Consider the following 25589-nt stretch of genomic DNA (forward strand, 5'->3'; position numbering starts at 1 on the left):
ACGTTCCGGCGAAGGCCGCGCCAGTATCCGTCGCGGTGAGCTCAGGCCCATCGCCACGGGCGGTGCCAACGAAGGGCCGGGATCGTCCGTTGACGTGGCGCCATGAAAGTCACTGGATCCCGGCCTTCGTCGGGATGACGGATTCTTGGTCTTTTCCCGAATCCCGAATCCCGGCCCTTAGTGATAGCCGGCATCCGCCTCGATCTTGCCGCGGAACACGCGATACGACCACGCGGTATAGCCGAGGATCATCGGCAGCAGCACCACGAGCCCCACCAGCACGAAAACCTGCGAGGAAGGCGGCGACGACGCCTCCCAGATGCTGAGGTCGGGCGGCACGATGTTCGGCCAGATGCCCAGCACCAGCCCGGCGAACCCGAGCGCGAAGAAGCTCAGGGTGAGCAGGAAGGGCATGGCGTCGCGGCCTTCGCGCATCGCCGCGCGCCACAGCCAGAACGCGTTGACCAGGACCAGCAGCGGCACCGGCGAAAGCCACCAGAAATTCCCGTCCTCGAACCAGCGCGCCATGATCCGCGAGTCCAGGAACGGCAGCCAGGCGCTGACCAGGCCCATGAACGCGGCCACCACCAGCACCAGCGGCCGGGTCAGGGTGCGCGCGATCTGCTGCATGCGGCCGCCGGTCTTGAGGATCAGCCAGGTGCTGCCGAGCAGCGCGTAGCCGAACACCACCGCCACCCCGGTCAACATCGAGAACGGGCTGAACCAGGCGAACGCGCCGCCGATGTAGCGGCCTTCCTGCAACGGCATGCCCTCGACCAGGGCACCGAGGATCACGCCCTGCGCGAACGCGGTGAACATCGAACCGAGCGCGAACGCCGCGCCCCAGAACGGCCTGCCGCGCCGCGCCTTGAAGCGGAACTCGAACGCCACGCCGCGGAACACCAGCGCGATCAGCATCAGCAGCACCGGCAGGTACAGCGCCGAGAGCACCACCGCGTAGGCGCGCGGGAACGCCGCCAGCAGCCCGGCGCCGCCGAGCACCAGCCAGGTCTCGTTGCCGTCCCAGATCGGCGCCGCGGTGTTCATCATGTGGTCGAGCTGGCCGCCGTCCTCGGCGAACGGCGCCAGGATGCCGAGGCCGAGCACGAAACCGTCCAGCAGCACGTACATCAGCACGCCGAAGCCGATCACGCCGAACCATGCGATGGGAAGCCAGTATTCCATGCGATCTCCGAATCACTCATCTGTGCAGCGCCATACCTCCGGTCGGATCGGGCGGCCGTCCCTGGCGCAACCGAGCCGGCTTCGAAGGCCCCGGCCCGGCCATCCATGGCCGGGCGTTCGGGGCGCAGCCGATGCCGATAGGGCATCGGCTAGGCGCGCCCCTCACCCATCGGCTCGTCCGCCGCCGAGATCGGCCGCATCGGCGTCTTCTCACCGCCCTCGGTGTCCGGCGAGTCCTCGACGTGCTGCGGGCCGGTGCGCACCATCTTGGCGATGTAGCCGCCACCGGCGCCGAACACCACCGCATAGGCGACCACGAACGCCGTCAGCGAGGCCACCACGCTGCCGGCGCCGATGTCGCTCACCGCGTCCGCGGTCCGCAGCAGCCCGTAGATGACGTACGGCTGGCGCCCGATCTCGACGACGATCCAGCCCGCCACCACCGCGACGAATCCGGCGAGCGTCATCAGCCGCCAGCCGTCGAGCAGACGGGGCGACGCGTACAGCGTGCCGCGTCGCAGCTTCCACACCGACCACAGCGCCAGCGCCAGCATCGCCAGGCCGATGCCCACCATGATCCGGAACGCGAAGAACACCGGCGTCACCGGCGGCCGCTCGTCGGCCGGCACCGCCGTCAGCGGCTGCACCTCGCCGTCCCAGCTGTGGGTCAGGATCAGGCTGCCCAGGCGCGGGATCGCGAGCTCGTAGTCGTTGCGCTCCGCCTCGGCATTGGGCAGCGCGAACACTACGAAGGGGGTGCCGGTGCCGGGCGGGCCCTGCTCCCAGTGCGCCTCCATCGCCGCGACCTTGGTCGGCTGGTATTCGCCCGTCTTCAGCCCGTGCAGGTCGCCGACCAGGATCTGCGCCGGCACCGTGATCGCCGCGAATATCGCCGCCAGCTTCAGCATCCGGCGCCCGGCCTCGACGTGCTCGCCCCGGCGCAGGTAGCGCGCGCCGACCCCGCCGATCACGAAGCAGGTGGTGATGAACGCCGCCAGCACCATGTGCGCCAGCCGGTACGGGAACGAGGGGTTGAAGATCACCTCGCGCCAGCTGGCCGGGTGGAAGACGTCGCCGACCATCTCGTAGCCGGCCGGCGTGTGCAGCCAGCTGTTGGCGGAGATGATCCAGAAGGTCGAGATCAGCGTGCCGAGCGCCACCATGCAGGTGGCGAGGAAGTGCAGCTTCTCCGGCACCTTGCGCCAGCCGAACAGCATCACGCCCAGGAACGTGGCCTCGAGGAAGAACGCGGTCAGCACCTCGTAGGAGAGCAGCGGCCCGAGGATGTTGCCGGCGCGCTCGCTCAGCACCGACCAGTTGGTGCCGAACTGGAAACTCATCACGATGCCCGACACCACGCCCATGCCGAACGAGACCGCGAAGATCTTCAGCCAGAAGAAGTATAGGTCGCGCCAGACCGTCTCGCGCGTGCGCAGCCAGCGCCATTCCAGGAACGCCAGCCAGCTCGACAGGCCGATCGTGAAGGCCGGGAACAGCACATGGAAGGAGATCACGAAGCCGAACTGGATCCGCGACAGCAACAGGGCGTCCACGCTCGCTCCAGGGCAACGGTTCGGATGTGGGCGCCATTGTGCACCGGGCCGCGTCAAGGCCGGGTGCGACCGATGGTCGCAGGCGTTGCCCGGCGGGCGCCGGCACCCGCACGCTCCGCACCCGCAATGCCCGGAAACGAGACCTCCGTCGCGGCAGGCACCGGTCCCGGCTGGTACACCTGCATCCACAGGGATCCTCCGGAACACCGGGACAGGGAAGTACGCAGGGGCGCAACGCGCCCCTGCCTCGTTCTGGCGCACCGGCATGACCTGTGGCCCAGCCCGCCACGCGGACGGACTGCTACCCTGCGGCGGTTTGCATCGCCACGAGGGGCGCCATGATCCGATCGCTGCCGCTGTTCCTGCTGCTGTTCGCCGCCACCGCCACCGCGCAACCGGCGCAACCGGCGCAACCGCTGACGATGGCGCGGGTCATGGCCGATCCCGACTGGATCGGGCCGCCGGTGGAGCGGGCCTGGTGGTCGTGGGACGGACGGCACGCCTACTATTCGCTCAAGCGCGACGGCAGCGACATCCGCGATACCTACCGGCAGGCGATCTCAGGCGGGGAGACGGCCCTGATCGACGGCGCCGCGCGCGCCGGAATCGACGGCCTGCAGCCGGTCTACGACGCCACCCGCACGCGCGCGGCCTTCGTCCGCGACGGCGACGTGTTCGTGCGCGACCTGCGCAGCGGCGCGCTGGCCCAGCTCACTCGCAGCGACGAGAGCGCCGCCTCGCCGCGCTGGGGCGATGACGGCGCGCTGGTTTGGCGCGTCGGCGACGACCGCTGGTTCCGCTGGACCGCGCGAGACGGCGTGACCGAGGCCGCGATCCTCAAGGCCGAGGACGCTCCCGGCAAGCCGCCGAAGCCCGACGCGCTGCGCGATCGCCAGCTGCGCCTGTTCGAGACGCTGCGCACCGAGCGCGAACGCCGCGAGGCGCAGCGCCTGCAGGAGCTGGACTGGCGCCGTACCGACCCCACCCGCTCCCCGCCGCCGGTCTACCTGGGCAAGGACGTGGAGATCGCCGCCAGCTCGCTGTCGCCCGACGGCCGCTGGCTGCTGGTCGCCACCCAGGCCAAGGACGCCGACGAGGGCCGGGAAGGCAGGATGCCGAAGTTCGTCACCGAATCGGGCTACGTCGATGTCGAGGACGTGCGCACCCTCGTCGGCCGCGACGACCCGCTGCCGCAGACCTTCTGGCTGGTGGACATGGCCGATGGCGAGCCGCGCAAGCTCGGCCTCGCCGGCCTGCCCGGCATCGACCGCGATCCGCTCGCCGACCTGCGCAGGGCGGCGGGCAAGGAACCGTTGCAGGGCCTGCGCGCGGTGCGCATCGAGGACGCGGGCCCCGACGCGATGCAATGGAACGGCGACAGCCGCAGCGCGGCGCTGATGCTGCACTCGGTCGACAACAAGGACCGCTGGCTGGTCACGGTCGAACCGACCGACGCGACGGTGCGCACCCGCCACCGCCTGACCGACGCCGCCTGGATCAACTGGGGTTTCAACGAGTTCGGCTGGATGCCCGACAACCGCACGCTGTGGTTCCTGTCGGAGCAGAGCGGCTGGTCGCACCTGTACCTGAGCGACGGCGGCCGCGCGCGCGCGCTCACCTCCGGGCGCTGGGAGTCCTCGGAGCCGGTGCTGGCGGCCGACGGCCGCAGCTTCCTGTTCCTCTGCAATCGCGCCCGCCCCGGCGACTACGAGGTCTGCACGGTGCCCGCCGACGGCGGCGAGGTGCGCGAGATCACCGACCTCGACGGCGTCGAGGGCTTCACCGAGTCGCCCGACGGCAGCCGCCTGCTGGTGCGGCACTCGGAGAGCTACGTGCCGCCGCAGCTGGCGGTGGTCGGCACCGACGGCGGCGGCTATCGCGCCCTCACCGATACCCGCAAGGACGAGTACCGGACCTATGAATGGCTGCAACCCGAGTCCGTGCAGGTCCCGTCGAAGCACAGCGCCGGCACCATCTGGGGCAAGTACTACGGACCGGCGGCACCGGAGCCGGGACGCGAGTACCCGATCGTGCTGTTCGTGCACGGCGCCGGCTACCTGCAGAACGTCAGCGACCGCTATCCGAACTATTTCCGCGAGCAGATGTTCCACAACCTGCTGGTGCAGAACGGCTACATCGTGCTCGACCTCGACTTCCGCGCCTCGGAAGGCTACGGCCGCGACTGGCGCACCACGATCTACCGGCAGATGGGGCACCCGGAGCTCGAGGACTACCTGGACGGCATCGACTGGCTGGTCGAGCACAGGCAGGGCGACCGCGAGCGCGTCGGCATCTACGGCGGCAGCTACGGCGGCTTCATGACGTTCATGGCGCTGTTCCGCGAGCCGGGCACGTTCAAGGCCGGCGCCGCGCTGCGCCCGGTCACCGACTGGACCCAGTACAACCACGCCTACACCGCCAACATCCTCAACACCCCGGAGCTCGACCCCGAGGCCTACCGCAAGTCCTCGCCGATCGACTACGCCGACGGCCTGCAGGACCACCTGCTGATCGCCCACGGCATGATCGACGACAACGTGTTCTTCAAGGACTCGGTGATGCTGACGCAGCGGCTGATCGAGCTGCGCAAGGACAAGTGGGAGATCGCGCCCTACCCGCTGGAGCCGCACAGCTTCAAGCATGCCGACAGCTGGTACGACGAGTACCGCCGGATCTTCGAGCTGTTCGAGCGGACGTTGAAGGACTGACCGGCGGCGGGTGCATCTCACGGTAGCCGCGGCAGGGACGCAACCGTTTGTGGCCCTCCGTCTCCGGACGAAGCGCGCTCCGTCCGGATTTCGGTATCGGGTGACCTGCTTCGACGCCGGCGTCGCGACTTCCGTCGCTCCCACAGGAGCTGAAGGCACGGCCATGCCCTTGTGGGAGCGACGGAAGTCGCGACACCCCGCTGCGCAGTGATCCCGAGGAAACATCGGCCGCCGTCCTACAATGTGTCCATGAAGGATCTCGACGCGATACGCGACTATCTCACCGGCCTGCAGGACCGGATCTGCACCGCCATCGAGGCCGCCGACGGCGGCGCCCGCTTCGCGGAAGACGCCTGGACCCGCGCTGAAGGTGGAGGCGGGCGCACCCGCGTGCTGCGCGAGGGCGCGGTGTTCGAGCAGGCCGGGGTCGGGTTCTCCGACGTCTCCGGCAGCCGGCTGCCGCCGTCGGCGAGCGCGGCGCGGCCGGAGCTGGCCGGCGCGTCCTGGCGCGCCGTGGGCGTGTCGCTGGTGTTCCACCCACGCAATCCCTACCTGCCGACCACCCACGCCAACGTGCGCCATTTCCGCGCGCAGCGCGATGGCCAGACGGTGGCCTGGTGGTTCGGCGGCGGCTTCGACCTGACGCCGTTCTACCCCGTCGACGAGGACGTGCTGCACTGGCACCGCCAGGCACGCGCGATCTGCGAGCCGTTCGGCGGGCAGGCGCGCTACGACGCGCACAAGCGCTGGTGCGACGAGTACTTCTTCCTCAAGCACCGCGGCGAGACGCGCGGCATCGGCGGCCTGTTCTTCGACGACCTGCATGGGCACTTCGAGCACGATTTCGGCTACCTGCGCGCGGTCGGCGACGGTTTCCTCGATGCCTACCTGCCGATCGTCGGACGCCGCCGCGACACCCCGTACGGCGAGCGCGAGCGCGCGTTCCAGCTGTACCGGCGCGGCCGCTACGTCGAGTTCAACCTGGTCTGGGACCGCGGCACGCTGTTCGGACTGCAGTCGGGCGGGCGCACCGAGTCGATCCTGATGAGCCTGCCGCCGCTGGCGCGCTGGGAGTACGGCTACGCGCCGGAGCCCGGCGGCGCCGAGGCGCGGCTGGCCGACTACCTGCGCCCGCGCGACTGGCTGGCCGAACTCGCCTGACACCTGCCCGGACCTGTCAGTCCCAATCCTCCTGATAGACGAACTTGGGCATTTCCCATCCGTAGCGGATCGCGAGCACGCGCATGGCGAAGCCGGCGACCATGGCGACGACCATCGCGACGCCGTGCACCACACCGGCATGCTGCAGGCCGAGATAGAGCAGTCCCGTCAGCAGCGATACCGTGGCATAGAGCTCCCTGCGGAACAGCAGCGGCGTCCGGTTGCAGAGGATGTCGCGCAGCACGCCGCCAAAGGTGCCGGTGATCATGCCGGCGACCACCACGATGAAGAACGGCAGCTCCATCGAGGCGGCGACGTTGCAGCCGATCACCGTGAACACCACCAGCCCGAGCGCGTCCAACAGCAGGAACAGCGTCCGCAACCGCTTCATCACCGGTGCGATGAAGGCGGTGAGGATGGCCGCGGCCAGGGTGATACCCAGGTACAGGGGATGCTCGATCCAGACCAGCGGGTGATGGCCCAGCAGCACGTCGCGCACCGTACCGCCGCCCAGGGCGGTCACGCAGGCGATCACGCCGACGCCCAGCCAGTCCATGTTGCGGCGGCCCGCGGCCAGCGCCGCGGTCATCGCCTCGGCGGTGATGGCAACGAGATAGAGGCTGTGCAGCAGCATGGGAGCCATCCATGATGCGGGAAGCGACAGTATGCGCGGGTGCCGCCCGCCTTGCGAACGGGAGCAAATCGCTGCTCGATTCCCGGCCCACGCGCAGTGCACGTGGGCGCTCGAGCCGCCGCAAGCCTACGGCTTGCGAGCGGCGGCTTCGCCCCCCTCAATCCCCCTTCTTCGAAGGGGGAAGCACAGCCAAGGCGATCGTCGCGAGATTGTTCCGGTTCGTGCGGGAGCGCTCGGCCAGCGCCCCTTCGCTGCGGATTCGGCGCCTTCCGCTCAGGCCGGCTGCAGGTTGGCGTAGGCCAGCACCAGCCACTTGCTGCCGACGTCGGCGAAATTGACCTGCACCCGCGCGTGCGCGCCGCTGCCCTCGATGTCGGTGACCACGCCGGCGCCGAACTTCGCGTGGGTCACGTTCTGCCCCAGCCGCAGGCCGGGGCTCTCCTCGACCAGGGCGTGCCCGCGGTTGCGCCGGGGCGCCGCCGCGAACGCCGGCCGCGACACCTGCACCCGCGGGCGCACCTCGTGCAGCAGCGGCGCCGGGATCTCGCGCAGGAACCGCGACGGCACGCCGTACATGTCCTGGCCGTGCAGGCGCCGCGCCTCGGCATAGGTCAGCACCAGCTTCTGCCGCGCGCGGGTGATGCCGACGTAGGCCAGGCGACGCTCCTCCTCCATGCGCCCGGCCTCGTCGGCCGAGCGCTGGTTGGGGAACAGGCCCTCCTCCATCCCCGCCAGGAACACCAGCGGGAATTCGAGCCCCTTGGCGCTGTGCAGGGTCATCAGCTGCACGCCGTCCTCGCCCGCCTGCGCCTGGCCCTCGCCGGCCTCGAGCGCGGCGTAGGCGAGGAAGGCCACCAGTTCGGTCAGCGCCGCCGACTCCTCGTCGTCGCTGCGGACGAAGCGCGAGGCCACCGACACCAGTTCGTCGAGGTTGTCGGTGCGCGATTCGGAGTCCAGCCCGCCGCGGCTCTCCTTCGACCAGTGCTCGCGCAGGCCGGAACGCGCCAGCACGTGGTCGATCTTGTCCGGCAGCGGCAGGTCGTCGACCTCGCCGGCAAGCGCATCGATCAACGCGTGGAAGCCCGCCAGCGCGTTGCGCGCGCGCGCGGTCACCACGGCGCCCTGCGCGATCCGCAGCGACGCGTCCCACAGCGACAGCCCCTCGCCCCGCGCCGTGCGCCGCACCTCGTCGAGGGTGCGCTCGCCGATGCCGCGCGTGGGCGTGTTGACCGCGCGCTCGAATGCGGTGTCGTCGCCGCGGTTGGTCACCAGCCGCAGGTAGGCCAGGGTGTCCTTGATCTCGGCGCGCTCGAAGAAGCGCACGCCGCCGTAGACCCGGTACGGGATCTGTTCGGCAACCAGCTGCTCTTCCAGCGCGCGCGACTGCGCGTTGCTGCGGTAGAGCACCGCGCAGTCGCCGTAGCTGCCGCCGTCGCGCACCCACTGCTCGACACGCTCGACCACGAAGCGTGCTTCGTCGATCTCGTTGTACGCCGCGTACAGGTCGACCGGATCGCCCTCGCCGCTGTCGGTCCACAGGCGCTTGCCGAGGCGGTCGGGGTTGTGTGCGATCACCGCGTTGGCGGCGTCCAGGATGTTGGCGCTGGAACGGTAGTTCTGCTCCAGGCGGATCGTCTGCGCGCCGGGGAAATCCTCCAGGAAACGCTGCACGTTCTCGACCTTGGCGCCGCGCCAGCCGTAGATCGCCTGGTCGTCGTCGCCGACCACGAACACCTGGCCGGTCTCGCCCGCCAGCACCCGCACGAAGGCGTACTGGATGCTGTTGGTGTCCTGGAACTCGTCGACCAGCAGTCGGCCGAAGCGCTGCCGGTAGTGCGCCAGCAGCGCCGGGCCGTCGCGCAGCAGCTCGTGCGCGCGCAGCAGCAGCTCGGCGAAGTCGACCAGGCCGGCGCGGTCGCAGCGCTCCTGGTACAGCGCGTAGCTGCGCCGCATCACGTCGGCCCACTCGTCGTCGCCGGACTGGATGTGCTGCGGACGCCGGCCCTCGTCCTTCTGCGCGTTGATCCACCAGGCGATCTGCCGCGGCGGGAAGCGCGCTTCCTCCAGCTCCAGCTGCTGCGCCACCCGCTTGACCAGGCGCAGCTGGTCGTCGCTGTCGAGGATCTGGAAGCCTTCCGGCAGCTTCGCGTCCTGCCAGTGCAGGCGCAGCAGGCGATGGGCGAGGCCGTGGAAGGTGCCGATCCACAGGCCACGGCTGCCGTGGCGCAGCAGCGCGCCGGCGCGATGGCGCATCTCGCCGGCTGCCTTGTTGGTGAAGGTGACCGCGAAGATGCCGTGCACCGGCACGCCGTGGACCTCGTTGAGCCAGGCGATGCGGTGGGTCAGCACGCGGGTCTTGCCGGAACCGGCGCCGGCCAGCACCAGGTAGTGCCCGGCGGGCGCCGACACGGCCTCGCGCTGGGCCGGGTTGAGGCCGTCGAGCAAATGCGAAACATCCATCGACGCATTTTACGCCACCGCCTGCCCGGCTCCGCCGCGCGGCACGCATCCGGACGCGGAGCACGGTCGCGCCCCTGCCGTACACGCCGTGCCCGCGGCCCACGGTGCCTCGGCAGCCGACAGGTCCCCGGTAGCGCTCGGCCGCGCTTCCGATTCCGCTCTGATGCGGCGCCGGTGAGATCGGGCGCGTGCGCCGAGCATGTCGGTACCGTCGCCTGGACATCATCCCGAGGGCACGCCTGCCAGGCAGTGGCGACCGCGTGGTGCGGCGGCGCGCGCACCACATGCCCGCGCGGCACGGCGATTTCGCTGCAGCGCAACATGCTTCAGGAAAAACCGCTGCTGCCAGAACGGCTTGCCGTAGGTCTGACCGCCCCGGTTGACAACGCTGTCAATTGCACGTGCAATCCGTCACGCAATCGGCCGGCTGGCGCTCGCCCGCAGAAGAACATCAAGACGATCCGCGACCCTGGGGAGGGAAATTCATGAACCATCACGTTCCGAGACGGCGGCTGTTGACGTCCGCCCTGTTGCTGGCACTCGCCCATCCGGTCGCGGCGCAGGTCGCCGCCGAGGATCCCGACGATCCGGCCGCCCGCACCGGGGAGACCGATCCCAGCACGCTCGACACCGTCGTGGTCACCGGCATCCGCGGCAGCCTGATCTCATCGATGAACCTCAAGCGCGACGCCCAGGGCGTGGTCGACGGCATCGTCGCCGAGGACATCGGCAAGTTCCCGGACACCAACCTGGCCGAGTCGCTGCAGCGCATCAGCGGCGTGTCGATCGATCGCGTCAACGGCGAGGGCGAGAAGGTCACGGTGCGTGGCGTCGGCCCCGACTTCAACCTGGTGCTGCTCAATGGCCGGCAGATGCCGGTCTCGCGCACCGGCCCCGGTGGCGCCGGCGTGTCCAACTCGCGCGCCTTCGACTTCGCCAACCTGGCCTCGGAAGCGGTCTCGGAAATCGAGGTCTACAAGACCAGTCGCGCCAGCACGCCCACCGGCGGCATCGGCGCCACCATCAACATCAAGACCGCGCGCCCGCTGGACAATCCCGGCTTCGTCGGCAATGTCGGCATGAAGGCGGTGCACGACACCTCGAACGGCAACCTGCCGAAATCACTGCAGGGCGACGACTTCACCGGCGAGATGTCGGCGATCTTCAGCAACACCTTCGCCGACGGCAAGCTCGGCATCGGCTTCAGCGGCAGCTATCAGGAACGTGACTTCGGCTTCAGCCAGGCCTCGGTGGCCAATGGCTGGTACCGCTTCGCGGGCGACGACGACAACAGCTGGAACCGGCTGCCGCTCCCCGGCGAGGACGGCTACGAGAACATCACCAACCGCCCCGGTCCGGACGACATCTACTCGCGCCCGCAGAACTTCGGCATGAGCGTCAACGGCGTGCAGCGGCAGCGTAGCAACGGCCAACTGGTGCTGCAGTACGCGCCGACCGACCGTGTCACCGCCACGCTCGACTACACCTATGCCGAGCACAAGGTCCAGCAGCAGCGCAACGAGCTCTCGGTCTGGTTCAACTTCGGGCCGAGCACGTCCTCCTGGACCGACGGCCCGATCGCGGCGCCGATCATCTACTCCGAGCACTTGACCTACAACGCGGAGGGCCAGCCGCAGTACACCGATCTGTCGATGGGCGGCGCCAAGTTCGCGACCAAGAACGAGAACAACTCGCTCGGCTTCAACGTCGAATGGGAAGTGACCGACGCGCTCGATCTCGAATTCGACTATCACGACTCCAGCGCCGAATCGACGCCCGACAGCCCTTATGGATCGGCGGGCGTGCTGGGCGCGGCGGCCTTCATCCGCGGCACCACCACCGTCGACTTCAGCCACGACTTCCCCGTACTGACCGTCGGTTACCCGGATGGGGTTGTCCAGGTCGACCCCTCCCGGGCTCTGGTGACCGGGTCGGTGTTCCATAACAGCCGGACCCGCTCGGATATTGAACAGGGCCAGATCAATGGCCGTTTCGAGTTCGGCGACTATTCGGGGCTCGATTTCGGCGTCTCGTCCACCGAAGTCGAAAACCGCACCGCGTACGGCTTCATGCAGCGTGACACTTGGGGCGGGGTCGGCTCGCCGGCCGACTACCCCGACGATCTCTGGCAGCTCGATGGGATGGGCGACTACTTCGAGAGCTTCGGCAGCCATGACGATCCGCGCTTCACCGACGGCTTCCTGGTGTTCGACTTCGAACGCCTGCGCGACCACGTCGCCGCCCTGACCGGCCGCGAGGACTGGTACCGGGCCCCGGACGCGTTCTCGCGCGACCTGCGCACCACTGAGAAGTCGCGCAGCGCCTACCTGCAGTGGAACACCAGCTTCGACTGGGTGCTGCCGGTGCGCGTGGCCGCAGGCGTGCGCTACGAGGAAACCGAGGTGGTGTCGTCGGCAGTCGTGCCCGAGGCCACCGGCATCGTCTGGGGCTCCGCCAACGAATTCACCCTGCAGTTCGGCGAGCCGCAGATCGAGACGCTGGAGGGTGAATACGACTACTGGCTGCCCAGCCTCGACGTGGCCGTGGACCTGAGCGACAGCATGATCCTGCGCGGCAGTTACGGCCAGAGCATCGGACGCCCGGGATGGGAACAGATCCAGGGCGGCCTGAACCTGGACACCATCGTCCGCGTCACCGGCGGCACGGGAAACATCGGGGATCCGACCCTGGAGCCATTGCTGTCGGACAACTTCGACCTGTCGTTCGAGTGGTACTACGGCGAGTCGAGCTACTTCTCGGTCGGCTACTTCCGCAAGAACATCGACAACTACATCGGCACCGTGCGCATCGATACGCCGTCCGACCTGCACACCCCGGTGGGCGGCGCCTACTGGAACAACGCGCTCGCCTCCGGCTGCGCGGCCAGCGACATGGTGTGCATCCGCAACTACATCTTCACCAACCATGACGGCGACCCCGGCGTCGTCCGCGCCGGGACCGACGACCAGGGCAATGCCACCGGCACGATCGAGGGCCTGCCGGGCGATCCAACCGCCAACTTCGCGATCACCTCGCCGGCCAACCAGCGCTCGGCGTCCCTGGACGGATGGGAATTGAACCTCCAGCACGTGTTCGCGCAAAGCGGGTTCGGCGTGTCGGCGAACTACACGATCGTCGACTCCAGCCTGACCTACGACGACTACAGCCTCGGCGAGCAGTTCGCGCTGGAGGGTCTGAGCGACTCGGCGAACCTCGTGGCGTTCTACGACAAGGGGCCGTGGCAGGTGCGCGCGGCCTACAACTGGCGCGACAAGTTCCTCTCCGGCAGGTTCGACGGCCAGGGGCCGAACCCCAACTACACCGAGGCCTATGGCCAGCTCGACCTGAGCGCCGGCTATGCATTCTCGGACAACTTCACGGTGCAGCTGGAGGCGATCAACCTCACCGACGAGACCGTGCGCATCCACGGCCGGCACAAGAACCAGCTGCTGTACGCCACCCAGACCGGGCCGCGCTACATGCTCGGGTTCCGCTACAAGTTCTGAAGCGCGTGCACCGCCCAATCGGCGCACGCGCCTGGCCAACGGCGGTGGGGATCGGCCGACGGTATGCTTGCCAGACATCACGCGCCGCCCTGCCCACGGCGGGAAGGGCGGACGCGTGCAGGCCCAGGACATGACTCGCCACGTTCCGCTCAACATCGTCGACCACCGCGATCTGCGCGTCGATCCCGCGCGCGGCGATGCGCTTGGGGATGCGGTGATGTATGCGCCGACCTTCCCGGCCGAGTTCCGCAACGTCCAGGCGCACTACCCGATCGTGTTCCATCGGCAACGGGACGGCGGCTTGCAGCCACTGGCCCTGTTCGGCCTGCAGCGGGGCCACAACCTGTTTCTCGACGGCGACCGCTGGGACGCCGCCTACCTGCCACTGGCGATGGAGCGACAGCCGTTCCTGATCGGAACCGCCGACGACGAGCCGACGGTGCACATCGACCTGGACAGCCCGCGCGTGGGCACGACCACGGGCGAGCCGCTGTTCCTCGAACACGGCGGCAACGCCCCGTTGCTGGAGCGTATCCGCTCCGTACTGAAGACCCTGCACGCAGGACTGCAGGCCACGCCTGCGTTCTGCACGGCGTTGGAGCGCCACGACCTGCTCGAGTCGTTCGTGTTCGACGCGCAGTTGCAAGACGGCACCACGCATCGCCTCTCCGGGTTCCATGTGATTCACGAAGAGCGGCTGCGCGCGCTGCCGGAGGACGCGGTGGCCGGGCTGCATCGCAACGGTCACCTGGAAGCCGCCTACATGGCGATCGCTTCGATGTCGCGGTTCCGCGACCTCATCGACCGTACCAACCGGCGTCGGAATGCCTCCGCACATTGAACCCATCGCCGAGCTGCACGACGTCGATCCGCAGGCGTTGCCGGATGCGGTGCTCAATGGCGACCAGCCGATGGTGCTGCGCGACGTGGCCAGGCACTGGCCGCTGGCGGAAGCGGCACGCGATTCCGCGACCACGGCCGTGGACTACCTGCGGCGCTTCGAGCGTCGAGACGCGCCACCGGTGGTGGCGACCGTGGGTCCGCCGGAAATAAACGGCCGCTTCGGCTACGACACCGGGCTGACCGGCTTCAACTTCCGCCAGGAGCACGTGCCGCTGGGCGTGGTCCTGAAGACCCTGCTCAAGTACGCCCAGGACCCGGCGCCGCCGGCGATCTATGTCGCCTCCACCACCATCGATACCTGGCTGCCCGGGCTGCGCGCCGAGAACGATCTCGACCTCGGCGGCCGCGAGCCGCTGGCCAGCATCTGGATCGGCAATCGCACCCGTGTGGCCGCGCACCAGGACGTGCCCGACAACCTGGCCTGCGTGGCCGCCGGCCGGCGCCGTGTGACGCTGTTTCCGCCGGAGCAGCTGGCCAATCTCTATGTCGGCCCGCTCGACTTCACGCCGGCCGGGCAGCCGATCAGCCTGGTGGATCCGGCAGCTCCGGACCTCGAGCGCTTCCCGCGCTTCGCGCACGCGCTGCACCATGCACGCGTGGCCGAGCTGGAGCCCGGCGATGCCGTCTTCATCCCGAGCATGTGGTGGCACCACATGGAGGCGCTGGAGCCGTTCAACGTGCTGGTCAACTACTGGTGGCGACGCTCGCCGGCGTGGATGGACACGCCGATGAACGCGCTGATGCTCGCCATCATGACCGTGCGCGACCTGCCGCCGGCGCAGCGCGCGACCTGGCAGGAGGTCTTCCGCCACTACGTGTTCGAGCCCGGCGAGGAAACCGCCGGGCACATCCCGGAGAACGCCCGGCGCGTGCTCGGGCCGCTGGACGAAACCCGTGCCCGCGAACTGCGCGCGCGCCTGCTGCAACGACTCAACCGCTAGGGGGGGAACGCCTTGGAAGCAACGGCTTCGACTCAGGCCGGGCGCGGACCGGTCAGGCGCGTGGTCATCGCCGGCGGCGGCACCGCCGGCTGGATGGCCGCGGCGGCGCTGTCGCGCACGCTCGGCAAGGGCCTCGACATCCGCCTGGTCGAGTCCGAACAGATCGGCACCGTCGGCGTCGGCGAGGCCACCATTCCCACCCTGGTCACCTTCCATCGCCTGCTCGGGATCTCCGAACAGGCGTTCATGGCCGCCGCGCAGGGCACGATCAAGCTGGGGATCGCGTTCGAGAACTGGCGCGCCCGCAACCACCGCTACATCCATTCCTTCGGCACCACCGGCAAGGACCATTGGAGCGCCGGCTTCCAGCACTTCTGGCTGCGCGCGCGCGAACGCGGCCTGGCCGACGGCTACGAGGCGTATTGCCTGGAATCGCGCGCGGCCGAAGAGGAGCGCTTCGCGCACCTGCCGCGCAACGGCGTCAACTATGCCTACCACATGGACGCCGCCGGCTACGCCCGCTTCCTGCGCGGCTTCGCCGAGAGTTACGGCGTGAAGCGCATCGAGGGCAAGATCGCGCGGGTCCGCATCGATCCGGACTCCGGCGACATCGCCAGCCTGGCGCTCGAGGACGGCAGCGAGCTCGAGGGCGACCTGTTCATCGACTGCACCGGCTTCCGCGCGCTGCTGATCGGCCAGGCCTTGCGGGTCGGCTTCGAGGACTGGTCGCACTGGCTGTTCAACGACAGCGCCTTCGCGGCGCAGACCGCAGCCGTGCGCCCGCCGGTGCCCTACACCCGCGCGATCGCCGGCGAGGCCGGCTGGCAGTGGCGCATCCCGCTGCAGCACCGGGTCGGCAACGGCATCGTCTATTCGAGCCAGTACATGGACCAGGACCGGGCGCTCGAGGCGTTCACCTCGAGCATCGAGGGCGAACTGATCGCCAAGCCCTGGCACCTGCGCTTCCGCCCGGGCCGGCGCCTGAAGTGCTGGCACCGCAACTGCGTGGCGCTGGGGCTGGCCGGCAGCTTCATCGAGCCGCTGGAATCGACCACCATCCACCTGATCCAGCGCGGCATCATGCACCTGCTGCGCTGCTTTCCCGCGGTGATCGTGCAGGAGGACATCGACGCCTACAACCGCCAGGTGGACGCCGAAGTCGAGCACGTGCGCGACTTCGTGGTGATGCACTTCAACCTCACCGAGCGCCGCGACACGCCGTACTGGGAGGCATGCCGGCTGATGGAGATCCCGCCCTCGCTGCGCCAGCGGATCGAGCTGTTCCGCGAGACCGGTAAGGTGTTCCACGTGCCCGGCGAGCTGTTCGGCGAGAACTCCTGGATCCAGGTGATGCTCGGCCAGGGCGTGATGCCGCGGCGGCACCATCCGGCCGCCGACCTGATGGACGACGAGGAGCTCGCGCGTTTCCTCGGCGACATCCGCTCCCGGGTCGAGCACACCCTCGGGCAGTTGCCGGCGCACCAGGCGTACCTGCAGTCGTACTGCCCGGCGCCAGCGCCTTCCCGCCCTGCCTGATCCTGCCATCCCGGAGACGATCGCATGACGCTTTCCCCCCTCGACGCCGGCATCGTGCTGGTCTACCTGGCCGGAATCTTCGTTCTCGCGCAATGGGTCTCGCGCGAGCGCGCCGGGCACAAGAAGTCCGCGCAGGATTACTTCCTCGCCGGCAGGGCCCTGCCGTGGTGGGCGATCGGCGCCTCGCTGATCGCGGCCAACATCTCCGCCGAGCAGATCATCGGCATGTCCGGCTCCGGCTACGCCATCGGCCTGGCCATCGCCTCCTACGAATGGATGGCGGCGGCGACGCTGCTGATCGTGGCCAAGTACTTCCTGCCGATCTTCCTGCGCAACGAGATCTACACGATGCCGCAGTTCCTGGAGCGGCGCTACGGCAGCCGCATCCGCACGCTGATGGCGGTGTTCTGGCTGGGGCTCTACGTGTTCGTCAACCTGACCTCGATCCTGTGGCTGGGCTCGCTGGCGATCTCGTACGTGGCCGGGATCGACCAGACCACCGCGCTGCTGTGCCTGGCGGCGTTCGCGCTGGCCTACCAGATCTACGGCGGCCTGAAGGCGGTGGCGTTGACCGACATCGTGCAGGTCACGCTGCTGGTGCTGGGCGGGCTGCTGCTGGTCGGGATCGCCATGGACCGCATCGCCGACGGCGCCGGCGTGCTGGCCGGGTTCGAGCGGCTGCGCACCGAGATCCCCGGCCACTTCCACATGATCCTCTCGCCCGACCACCCGTTCTACAAGGACCTGCCGGGCCTCAGCGTGCTGCTCGGCGGCATGTGGGTGATGAACATCAGCTACTGGGGCTTCAACCAGTACATCATCCAGCGCGCGCTGGCGGCCAAGAGCCTCGGCGAGGCGCAGAAGGGCGTGCTGTTCGCCGCGTTCCTGAAGCTGCTGATGCCGGTGATCGTGGTGCTGCCGGGCCTGGCCGCGGTGCTGCTGGCGCCGGACCTGCTGCGTCCCGATGCCGCCTATCCGGCGATGATGTCGCTGCTGCCGGTCGGGGTGCTGGGCGTGGTGTTCGCGGCATTGATCGCGGCGATCGTGTCGTCGCTGGCGTCGATGGCCAATTCCATCTCGACCATCTTCACGCTCGATTTCTACACCCGGTTGGGCCGCGAACACAGCCAGCGGCAGATCGTGCGCACCGGGCGCATCACCGCGGTGGTGGCGATGCTGCTGGCGGTGCTGGCGGCGCGGCCGCTGCTGGGCAGCTTCGACCAGGCGTTCCAGTACATCCAGGAGTACACCGGCTTCTTCACGCCGGGCATCGTGACGATCTTCCTGCTCGGCCTGTTCTGGAAGCGCGCCAACGAGGCCGGCGCGATGGCGGCGGCGATCGGGTCGTTCGCGCTCTCGGTGGTGTTGAAGCTCGCCTGGCCGGGGTTGCCGTTCATCGACCGCGTCGGCCTGGTGTTCCTGCTGGCGACCGCGCTCGCGGTGGCGGTGTCGCTGTTCACGGCGCGTGCGCCGGACAAGGACTTCATCCACACCGAGGACGTGCGCTACGGCACGTCCTCCACCTTCAACATCGGCGCGTTCGCGGTGATCGCGATCCTGGTTGCGCTGTATGCGAGCTTCTGGTGATCCCGGCGGCGAACGACCGCGGTCACGCTCGCACCAATGCGCCGCCGCGCAGCCGCAGCCGCGCCGATTCGCCGGCCTCGAGCGCCAGCTTCAGCGTGCGGTCGCGGTAGGCGACCAGGTACTCGCCGCCGCGGTCGCTGCGCAGCCGCGCCTCGTGCAGGCTGCCCGATGTCCAGGCCAGGTCGATGCCGGCGGCGCCGCGCGCGCGCAGGCCGCGCACCGTACCTTCCGGCCAGGCCGCGGGCAGCGCCGGCAGCAGGAAGATCGTGCCGCCCCAGCTCTGCAGCAGCATCTCGGTGATGCCGGCGGTACCGCCGAAGTTGCCGTCGATCTGGAACGGCGGATGCGCGTCGAACAGGTTGGGATAGGTGCGCGAAGGACTGATCAGCATGCCCAGGATCCGGTACGCATGTTCGGCGTCCCACAGCCGCGCCCACAGGTTCAGGCGCCAGCCGATGCCCCAGCCGGTGGCCTCGTCGCCGCGGATCTCGAGCGACCGCTGCGCCGCCGCCGCCAGTTCCGGCGTGTCGCGCACGTTGATCTGGCTGGACGGATGCAGCGCGTACAGGTGCGAGACGTGGCGGTGGTCCATCTCCGGCGCCTGCATGTCCCAGTCCTCCTGCCATTCCTGCAGCTGGCCGGCCTGGCCGATGCGGTGCGGTGGCAGGCGGTCGCGCAACGCCGCCAGCCGCTGCGCGAACCCGCGGTCGGCGTCGAGCCGTTCGCTCATCTCGATGCATTGGCCGAACAGGTCGCGCAGGATCTGCGCGTCCATCGACGGGCCGGCGCAGACCGAGGCGCCGTGGGGATGCTCGTTCTCGGGCGACAGCGACGGCACGGTGACCATCGCGCCGGTGTTCGGGTCCTCCACCAGGGTGGCGGCGAAGAACTCGGCCGCGCCCTTGAACAGCGGCCAGATCTTCGCGAGACACCCGGGGTCGCGGCCGTAGTCCCAGCGATCCCATAGCTGCTGCAGCAGCCAGGCGCCGCCCAGCGGCCACAGCCCCCACTTGGCGCCGTCGATCGGCGCGGTCTGCCGCCACAGGTCGGTGTTGTGGTGGACCACCCAGCCGGGGGCGCCGTACATCGCCCGCGCCGTGCGCACGCCGGTCTCCGACAGCTCGAACAGCATGCGCTCCAGCGGCTCCACGCACTCGGGCAGCGCGTTGGCCTCGCTGGGCCAGTAGTTCATCTCGGTGTTGATGTTGATCGTGTACTTGCTGTCCCACGGCGGGGCCATCAGGTCGTTCCAGATGCCCTGCAGGTTGGCTGGCTGGGTGCCCGGGCGCGAGCTGCAGATCAACAGATAGCGGCCGTACTGGTGATACAGCGCCGCCAGCGCCGGGTCGCCGCCCTCGGCGAAGCGCGCCACGCGCACGTCGGTGGGCAGGTCGGCGGCGGGCGTGCGGCCCAGGTCGATCGACACGCGCCGGAACATGCGGCGGTGTTCGGCCATGTGGTCATCGAGCAGCGCCTGCCAGGACCTGCGCGCGGCCGCGTCGAGCTGTGCGCGGGTGATCGCCTCGGGATCGCCGCCGATGTCGTCGTAGCGGCGGTAGCTGGTGGCGGCGGTGAGCAGCAGCACCACCTCGTCGGCACCGACGATCTCGATGCGGTCGCCCTGCCGCCGCATGCGGCCGCCGCGCGGCAGCGCGCGCAGGCGCAGGGCGAAGCGCAGGCGGCCCTCGATGCCGCGGCTGGACCCGTTGCTCCCGCGCAGCAGCAGGCCGTCGTCGCCGTCGGCGGCGACCTCGGAAGCCTGGTCGCTCTCCAGGCCGATGCGCAGGCCCAGCCGACCCGGCTCGTCCACGCTCAGCCGCACCGCGATGCACTGGTCCACCGGCGAGACGAAGGCCTCGCGCAGGTGCTGCACGCCGCGGCTCTCGAAGGTGGCGGCCGCCAGCGCGCTGTCCAGGTCCAGCGTGCGCCGGTAGCCGTTGACGTCGGAGACTTCGAAGAAGTCCAGCGCCAGATCGCCCAGCGTCTGGTACGGCATCTGCTTGATCGGCCGCGCCATCATCCTGGCGTCGGCCAGCGCCTCGGCTTCGGCGTAGCGGCCGGCGAAGATCAGCCGCCGCACCTCGGGCAATGCTTCCAGCGCATCCGGCGAGGTGGGATCGTAGGGACCTCCGGCGTACAGCGTGTCCTCGTTGAGCTGCAGACGCTCGTACTTGCCGCCGCCCCAGACCATCGCGCCGAGCCGGCCGTTGCCCAGCGGCAGCGCCTCGACCCATTGCGTGGCCGGACGGTCGTACCACAGCGTCAGGTCGCCACCGCCCGAAGCCGGTGGCATCGATGTCTTTCCGGCCGCTCCGCCGGCGCTCCCCTGCGCCGCCGGCGGCCGCCCTTGCGCCGCCGCCGCGCCGATGCCGGCGCCCAGTCCGGCGACCGTCAGGCCGGCCGCCACCCCCTTGAACAACAGGCGCCGCGAAGGATCGTCCGGCCGGCCCGGGGCGGACCGGACGACGCCAGGTTCGTCGCGCGCTTCATCACTCACTGGTGCTGCTCCCCATCGGATGTCTACCGGGCGACAACGATCTTGCCGGCTTCGGGATGCGCTGTCATTGCGCACCTGCAGCATCGCGCGGCACCACGAGCGCTTCGCCGGTGTATTCGACTTCGACATCGGACGCCGGTTCCAGCTGCCCCGCGTCCATGCGCGGACCGTCGATCCAGCGCACGCGGAAAGTGCGTTGGTCCGGCATGCCCGACCAGTCGCCCTCGCGCGCGCCGAGCGTCAGCTCGCCCTTGGCTTCGTTCCACGCCAGCGGAATGCGGCTGAACTCGCCTTGCTCGTAGTCGTAGCTGCGGCCGTCGTCCTCGTACAGCGAGAACGCGCCGTCGGCGCCGGTGTAGACCGCCAGCGTGACGGGCGCGTCGGGCTGGTCGTCGATGTACTGCCGCACCGGCCCGGTCGGCACGATCGAACCGGCGCGCACGAACAGCGGCATGCGGGCCAGCGGTGCGTCGGCGTCGATGGTCCGCCCGCCTTCGTAGCGGCGGCCGGTGTGGAAGTCGATCCAGCTGGTGCCGGCCGGCAGGTAGACCTCGCGGCTCGTGGCCTCGAACTCGTGGACCGGGTTGACCAGGAACGCGGAGCCGAACAGGTACTGATCGGCGACGTCGCGCGCGTTCGCGTCCTGCGGAAAGTCCATGAACAGGCCGCGCAGGATCGTGCCGTCGCGGTGGTAGGTGTCGCTGGCCAGCGAATAGACGTACGGCAGCAGCGTGTAACGCAGCTTGAGGTAGTACGCCATGCTGTCGTGGTACGGCGTGCCTTCCGGCGCGATGTGCCAGATCTCGCGGTACGGGAACTGGCCGTGCGAGCGGAACAGCGGCAGGAACGCGCTGTACTGGAACCAGCGGGTGTTCAGTTCGCGCCACTCCGGCAGGTGCGCCGGGTCCCGGTTCTCGTAGCGCTTCTCGACCGAGAAGCCGCCGCTGTCCACGGTCCAGTTCGGCAGGCCCGACAGCGACATGTGCACGCCGGCCGGGATCTGCTCGCGCAGGTCGTCCCAGCGCGAGACCACGTCGCCGCTCCAGCTCGCCACGGCGTTGCGCTGGGTGCCGGCGTAGGCCTTGCGCGACAGGATGAACACGCGCTTGTCCGGATCGGCCGCGCGGTCGCCGGTGTAGACGCCGTGCGAGTGCGGCAGCGGGTACGAGTTGAAGAACTCGGTGGATGGGCCCAGCGCGGTCGGCGTGGTGCGCGCCTTGCGCTCGCCGATGTCGAGGTTGGAGTGCAGGTCCGGCTCGGTGGCGTCCAGCCACCAGGCGTCGAAGCCGAGCGCGTTGAGCTTGTCGTTCACCTGGCGCCAGAAGATCTGCTGGGCCTCTTCCGAATAAGGGTCGTAGAACGAGCTGAGATAACCCTCGCCGATCCAGTCGCGCTCGCCGACCTCGATGTTGCGCTTGTACATGTAGCCTTTGGCGTCGAGCTCCTTGAAGTGCTCGGTGGTCGGATAGAACTTCGGCCACACCGAGATCATGATCTGCGCGTGCTGCGCATGGACCTGGTCGACCATGCCCTTCGGGTCGGGGAAGTACTGCTTGTCGAAGTCGTGCGAACCCCAGGCGTCCTGCGGCCAGTACGACCAGTCGAGCACGATGTTGTCGATCGGCAGCTCGCGCTCGCGGTACTCGGCCAGCACGCCGAGCAGTTCGTCCTGCGACTTGTAGCGCTCGCGGCTCTGCCAGAAACCGTAGGCCCACTTCGGCAGCATCACCGACTTGCCGGTCAGGCGGCGGTAGCCGGCGATCAGGTCGTCGTAGCCCCGCCCGCCGCCGGCGACGACGTAGTAGTCGATGAACTGCCCGGCTTCCGACCACAGCGACAGGTCGGCGGCCTCGTCCTGCGGCAGCGGATCGCGGTGCAGCAGCGCGATATAGCTGGGGTCGATCAGGTCCCACTGGATGCGCAGCTTGCGGCGTTCGCCCGGCTGCATGTCCAGGGCGAACTCGTGGTGCCACGGATTCCAGTTCTGCCGCCAGCGGTCGATCTGCGGTTCGCCGTCGATCCACAGCTTGATGTACTCGCTGCCGTACAGCGAGAAGGTGTGGCGGCCCGGCGACAGCGCCTCGATCTCGCCCTCCCAGACCACCTGCATCGGCTGGTCCCGGCTCTTGGCCTCTTCCGGAAAGTTCGCCAGGTCCTTGATGTACTGGTAGTTGACCTCGGACTCGCGGCGCTCGACCTTCTGCTCGCCGTTCACCGAGTAGCGCGCGGTCAACGCGCCCTCCTCGCCGTCGGCGTCGTACAGCTTCAGGCTCTGCGGCAGCGGCTGCAGTCCGCGCGGATCGCCCAGGCGGGTGATCGCGTTGTTGTCCCACAGCAGGCCGTAGCCGCGGCTGGACACCAGGTACGGCACCGCGTTGTCGATGTTGTGCTGGAGCAGTTCGACGTCGCGGCCCTTCAGGTCCATCCAGCCCTGCTGGTGCTGGCCGGTGCCGTAGAACGCCTCGTCGGCGGGAGATTCGAAGCGCTGGCGGACGCTGAAGTATCGCTTGTCCCCCACCTCGAGCGGCGCGAAGCTGCGGCCGCCGGCGCGCTCGGCCAGCAGTTCTTTGCCGTCGGCGTCGAGAAAGCGCACGCGGCCGTCCTGCAGCGACACCTCGGCGGTGACCGTGCCGGTGCTCAGCCGCAGCTGGCCATCGGCCTCGGCGACCTCGAACGCGGGCGCCGGACCTTCGTCCTCGACCCGCATCAGGCTGGGCGTACGCGCGAATTCGCCCCCGGGATCCGCGCTGACACGGATGATGCGGTCGCTCACCACCTGCAGGCGAACGGCGGCCGCGCCGTCGTCGACGGGGTGCACGACCACGCCCCGGTCGGTCGTTTCGTAGCGTTGCGAGGCGCTTTCCGCACTGCAGGCGGCCAGCAGCGCAGCCAGCGGCAACGCCAGCCAGGTCACGTATCTCATGGTTCCGCTCCCGATCGTCATGTCTGTCCGTCCATCATCGTTTCGTACCCGCACCTGTCCCCCCGTAGAGCGGAGCTTGCTCCGCTGCGCGGGCTCCGGAGCCGGGAGCAGCGGAGCAAGCTCCGCTCTACGGGGCGGTGTGGGATGCATGCGCGCCGTTCACCACTCCGCCAGCTCCACCCGCAGCAGCTGCACCGCGCTGGAGAAGTTCAGGCCGTAGTCGGTCTGGTCGCCGTTCCAGACGCGCTGGAACCGCCACTGTCCGTCCCCGTCGTAGGTTCCTTCCTCCACCCGCTCATAGATCATGTTCACCGTTTCGTCGGCGGGGACGATCGTCACCCGCGCGTGGTAGCCGGTGACGAGGAATTCGTCCGGCCCCAGCTCGGCGATCAGCGCCGCGCCCATCGGTTCCGGATTTCCGGGCGGCTCGCCCTGGAACCAGAACTGCGGCACGCCGTAGGTGATCACGGCATTCCAGCGGTCGTTGAGCTCCAGTTGCTGCACCGGTTCGCCGTCCTGCTCGGCGGTGCCGTGCACCTTGCCTTCGAAGCTCAGCTTCGCCAGCACGCGCGCGGCCGGACGCACCAGGTCGTAGTTCAGCGCGAACGGCGCCAGCGTCTCCTCGTCCAGGCACTTGGCGCCCAGCGGCCAGTTCGAGTACCCGGTGTAGTCGATGCCGAACGGCGACCAGCCGATCGCCTGCTGCCCAAGCACGGAGAAGAAGAAGCGCGCGTACGGCGTGTCGTTGCCGGTCTCGGCGACGAACAGCGCGTTGTCCGGGCGCGAGTAGCGGTCCAGCACGGTGGTGTATTTCTCGTACTCGCGCATGTAGATGTCGGGCGCGAGCAGGTCGATGTGCGGCGCGGCGAGCTTGTAGATGTCGAGCACGTTGTCGGTCGGCCCGCCGCTCTCGTACTGGCCCGGCAGGCCCGGGTCGAACGGGTCGCGCAGCGCGCCGTTGACGTACATCGGCAGCGGGTACTCGGCCTTGCCGGCGGCCGCGACCTGGTCGATGTAGTGCGCCACGTGCCAGGCATGGAAGAACTCGTCGGCGTCGTTGCCGAACACCTCGCGCCAGGTGCCGGGCTGCCGGTCGAGTCCTTTCACCAGTGCATCGGGCACCGGGCCGTCGAACGCCCGCTGCGCCATCGGCGAGAAGTCGCGAGGGGCGCCATAGGTGCCGGGCTCGTTCTGCGGCTGCACCATGATCACGGTGCGCTGCGGATCGGCCCGCTTCAGGTGGCGCATCAGCTGCACGAACGCCTTGGTGTCCGCCCCCAGCGTGCTCGCGGCCAGCGGCGACAGCGAGTTCAGCGTCTTGCCGTCGGCGGTGATCACGCGCGGGAAGCGGTCGTTGTCGAGCTTGACCCAGGCCGGCGCGTAGTTCGGGCCGTTGTTCTTCCAGGTCGCGAACCACAGCAGGACCAGGCGCAGTTCGCGCTCGCGCGCCTGCGCCAGCAGGGTGTCGACGAAGGAGAAGTCGAACTCGCCCTCGACCGGCTCGACCTGCTCCCACGCGATCGGCACCATCACCGTGTTCGGCTCGAGCACGTCGATGGCCGGCCAGACCTTGTCCAGCGCGGCCGGATAATTGCTGGAATTGTTGACCTGGGCGCCGAGGATCAGGAACGGCTCGCCGTCGACCAGCAGGGCGTGGCGGCCGTTCTCGGTGACCAGCTTCGGGATCGGCGCCTCGGCGTCGGCCCTCCCCCCGCCCGCCGACGCGGGGGCGGCTGTTTCGGCAGTCGCATCGTCGTTCGCGGGCTGCCTGCCGCCGCAGCCTGCGAGCAGGATCGCGAGCAGCACCGCCGCAAGGCCCCGGGAAACCACTAAGCCGCGCCATTTTCGCGATGGTCTGCGCCTCTCCCGTAGAGCGGAGCTTGCTCCGCTGCGCGGGCTCCGGAGCCGAGAGCAGCGGAGCAAGCTCCGCTCTACGCCGCAAGCCTGTGCGACGTCGGGAGCGGCAACGGGAACGGGAATCGTCTTCGTCATTCG

The 25589-nt window shown here is 69.2% G+C and carries 14 protein-coding genes; 7 read left to right on the forward strand and 7 right to left on the reverse strand.

Annotated elements, in window-relative coordinates:
* Positions 1-177: 177 nt before the first annotated feature.
* Both cydB and U3649_RS01420 read right to left on the reverse strand, forming a co-directional pair.
* The gene (gene cydB, locus U3649_RS01415) at positions 178-1185 is read right to left on the reverse strand and encodes a cytochrome d ubiquinol oxidase subunit II (RefSeq protein WP_407353117.1); all 1008 of its coding nucleotides are present in this window, start codon (positions 1183-1185) and stop codon (positions 178-180) included.
* A gap of 149 nt (positions 1186-1334) precedes the next feature.
* Positions 1335-2738, reverse strand: coding sequence for a cytochrome ubiquinol oxidase subunit I (locus U3649_RS01420; RefSeq protein WP_407353118.1), 1404 nt, complete (start codon positions 2736-2738; stop codon positions 1335-1337).
* 338 nt (positions 2739-3076) lie between these two features.
* Between U3649_RS01420 and U3649_RS01425 the strand changes: the two genes are divergently transcribed.
* Complete coding sequence (locus U3649_RS01425) at positions 3077-5446, forward strand: prolyl oligopeptidase family serine peptidase (protein WP_407353119.1); 2370 nt, start codon at positions 3077-3079, stop codon at positions 5444-5446.
* 249 nt (positions 5447-5695) lie between these two features.
* On the forward strand, positions 5696-6607 hold the full coding sequence (gene hemF, locus U3649_RS01430; protein ID WP_407353120.1) for an oxygen-dependent coproporphyrinogen oxidase: 912 nt from the start codon (positions 5696-5698) through the stop codon (positions 6605-6607).
* 16 nt (positions 6608-6623) lie between these two features.
* Here hemF and U3649_RS01435 read toward each other — a convergent pair whose 3' ends face one another.
* Both U3649_RS01435 and uvrD read right to left on the reverse strand, forming a co-directional pair.
* Positions 6624-7238, reverse strand: a complete 615-nt coding sequence (locus tag U3649_RS01435) for a trimeric intracellular cation channel family protein (RefSeq protein ID WP_407354675.1) — start codon at positions 7236-7238, stop codon at positions 6624-6626.
* 276 nt (positions 7239-7514) lie between these two features.
* Entirely contained in the window at positions 7515-9701 is a 2187-nt protein-coding gene (uvrD, locus tag U3649_RS01440; RefSeq protein WP_407353121.1) for a DNA helicase II, read from the reverse strand.
* A gap of 485 nt (positions 9702-10186) precedes the next feature.
* Here uvrD and U3649_RS01445 point away from each other — a divergent pair, with 485 nt between their 5' ends.
* The 5 genes from U3649_RS01445 to U3649_RS01465 all read left to right on the forward strand — a co-directional run bounded on the left by U3649_RS01445 (position 10187) and on the right by U3649_RS01465 (position 18174).
* Entirely contained in the window at positions 10187-13207 is a 3021-nt protein-coding gene (locus U3649_RS01445; RefSeq protein WP_407353122.1) for a TonB-dependent receptor, read from the forward strand.
* A gap of 130 nt (positions 13208-13337) precedes the next feature.
* The gene (locus tag U3649_RS01450) at positions 13338-14048 is read left to right on the forward strand and encodes a SapC family protein (RefSeq protein WP_407353123.1); all 711 of its coding nucleotides are present in this window, start codon (positions 13338-13340) and stop codon (positions 14046-14048) included.
* Positions 14032-15051 carry a cupin-like domain-containing protein gene (locus tag U3649_RS01455; protein WP_407353124.1) on the forward strand — a complete coding sequence of 340 codons (1020 nt, stop codon included), beginning with the start codon at positions 14032-14034 and terminating at the stop codon, positions 15049-15051. The genes U3649_RS01450 and U3649_RS01455 overlap by 17 nt, the downstream gene beginning before the upstream one ends.
* 12 nt (positions 15052-15063) lie before the next feature.
* Entirely contained in the window at positions 15064-16587 is a 1524-nt protein-coding gene (locus U3649_RS01460) for a tryptophan halogenase family protein (protein WP_407353125.1), read from the forward strand.
* A 24-nt stretch (positions 16588-16611) separates the two neighbouring features.
* Positions 16612-18174, forward strand: coding sequence for a sodium/sugar symporter (locus U3649_RS01465; protein WP_407353126.1), 1563 nt, complete (start codon positions 16612-16614; stop codon positions 18172-18174).
* A gap of 22 nt (positions 18175-18196) precedes the next feature.
* Here the strand turns inward: U3649_RS01465 and U3649_RS01470 are convergent, their stop codons facing one another.
* The 3 genes from U3649_RS01470 to U3649_RS01480 all read right to left on the reverse strand — a co-directional run bounded on the left by U3649_RS01470 (position 18197) and on the right by U3649_RS01480 (position 25586).
* Positions 18197-20581 carry a glycosyl hydrolase family 95 catalytic domain-containing protein gene (locus U3649_RS01470; protein ID WP_407354676.1) on the reverse strand — a complete coding sequence of 795 codons (2385 nt, stop codon included), beginning with the start codon at positions 20579-20581 and terminating at the stop codon, positions 18197-18199.
* A gap of 154 nt (positions 20582-20735) precedes the next feature.
* Entirely contained in the window at positions 20736-23594 is a 2859-nt protein-coding gene (locus tag U3649_RS01475) for a TIM-barrel domain-containing protein (protein WP_407353127.1), read from the reverse strand.
* Between the two features lie 159 nt (positions 23595-23753).
* Positions 23754-25586, reverse strand: coding sequence for a DUF5597 domain-containing protein (locus U3649_RS01480; protein WP_407353128.1), 1833 nt, complete (start codon positions 25584-25586; stop codon positions 23754-23756).
* Between the last annotated feature and the right edge of the window lie 3 nt (positions 25587-25589).

Origin of the sequence: Luteimonas sp. R10 (assembly GCF_045689605.1) — a bacterium.
Lineage (GTDB): Bacteria > Pseudomonadota > Gammaproteobacteria > Xanthomonadales > Xanthomonadaceae > Luteimonas.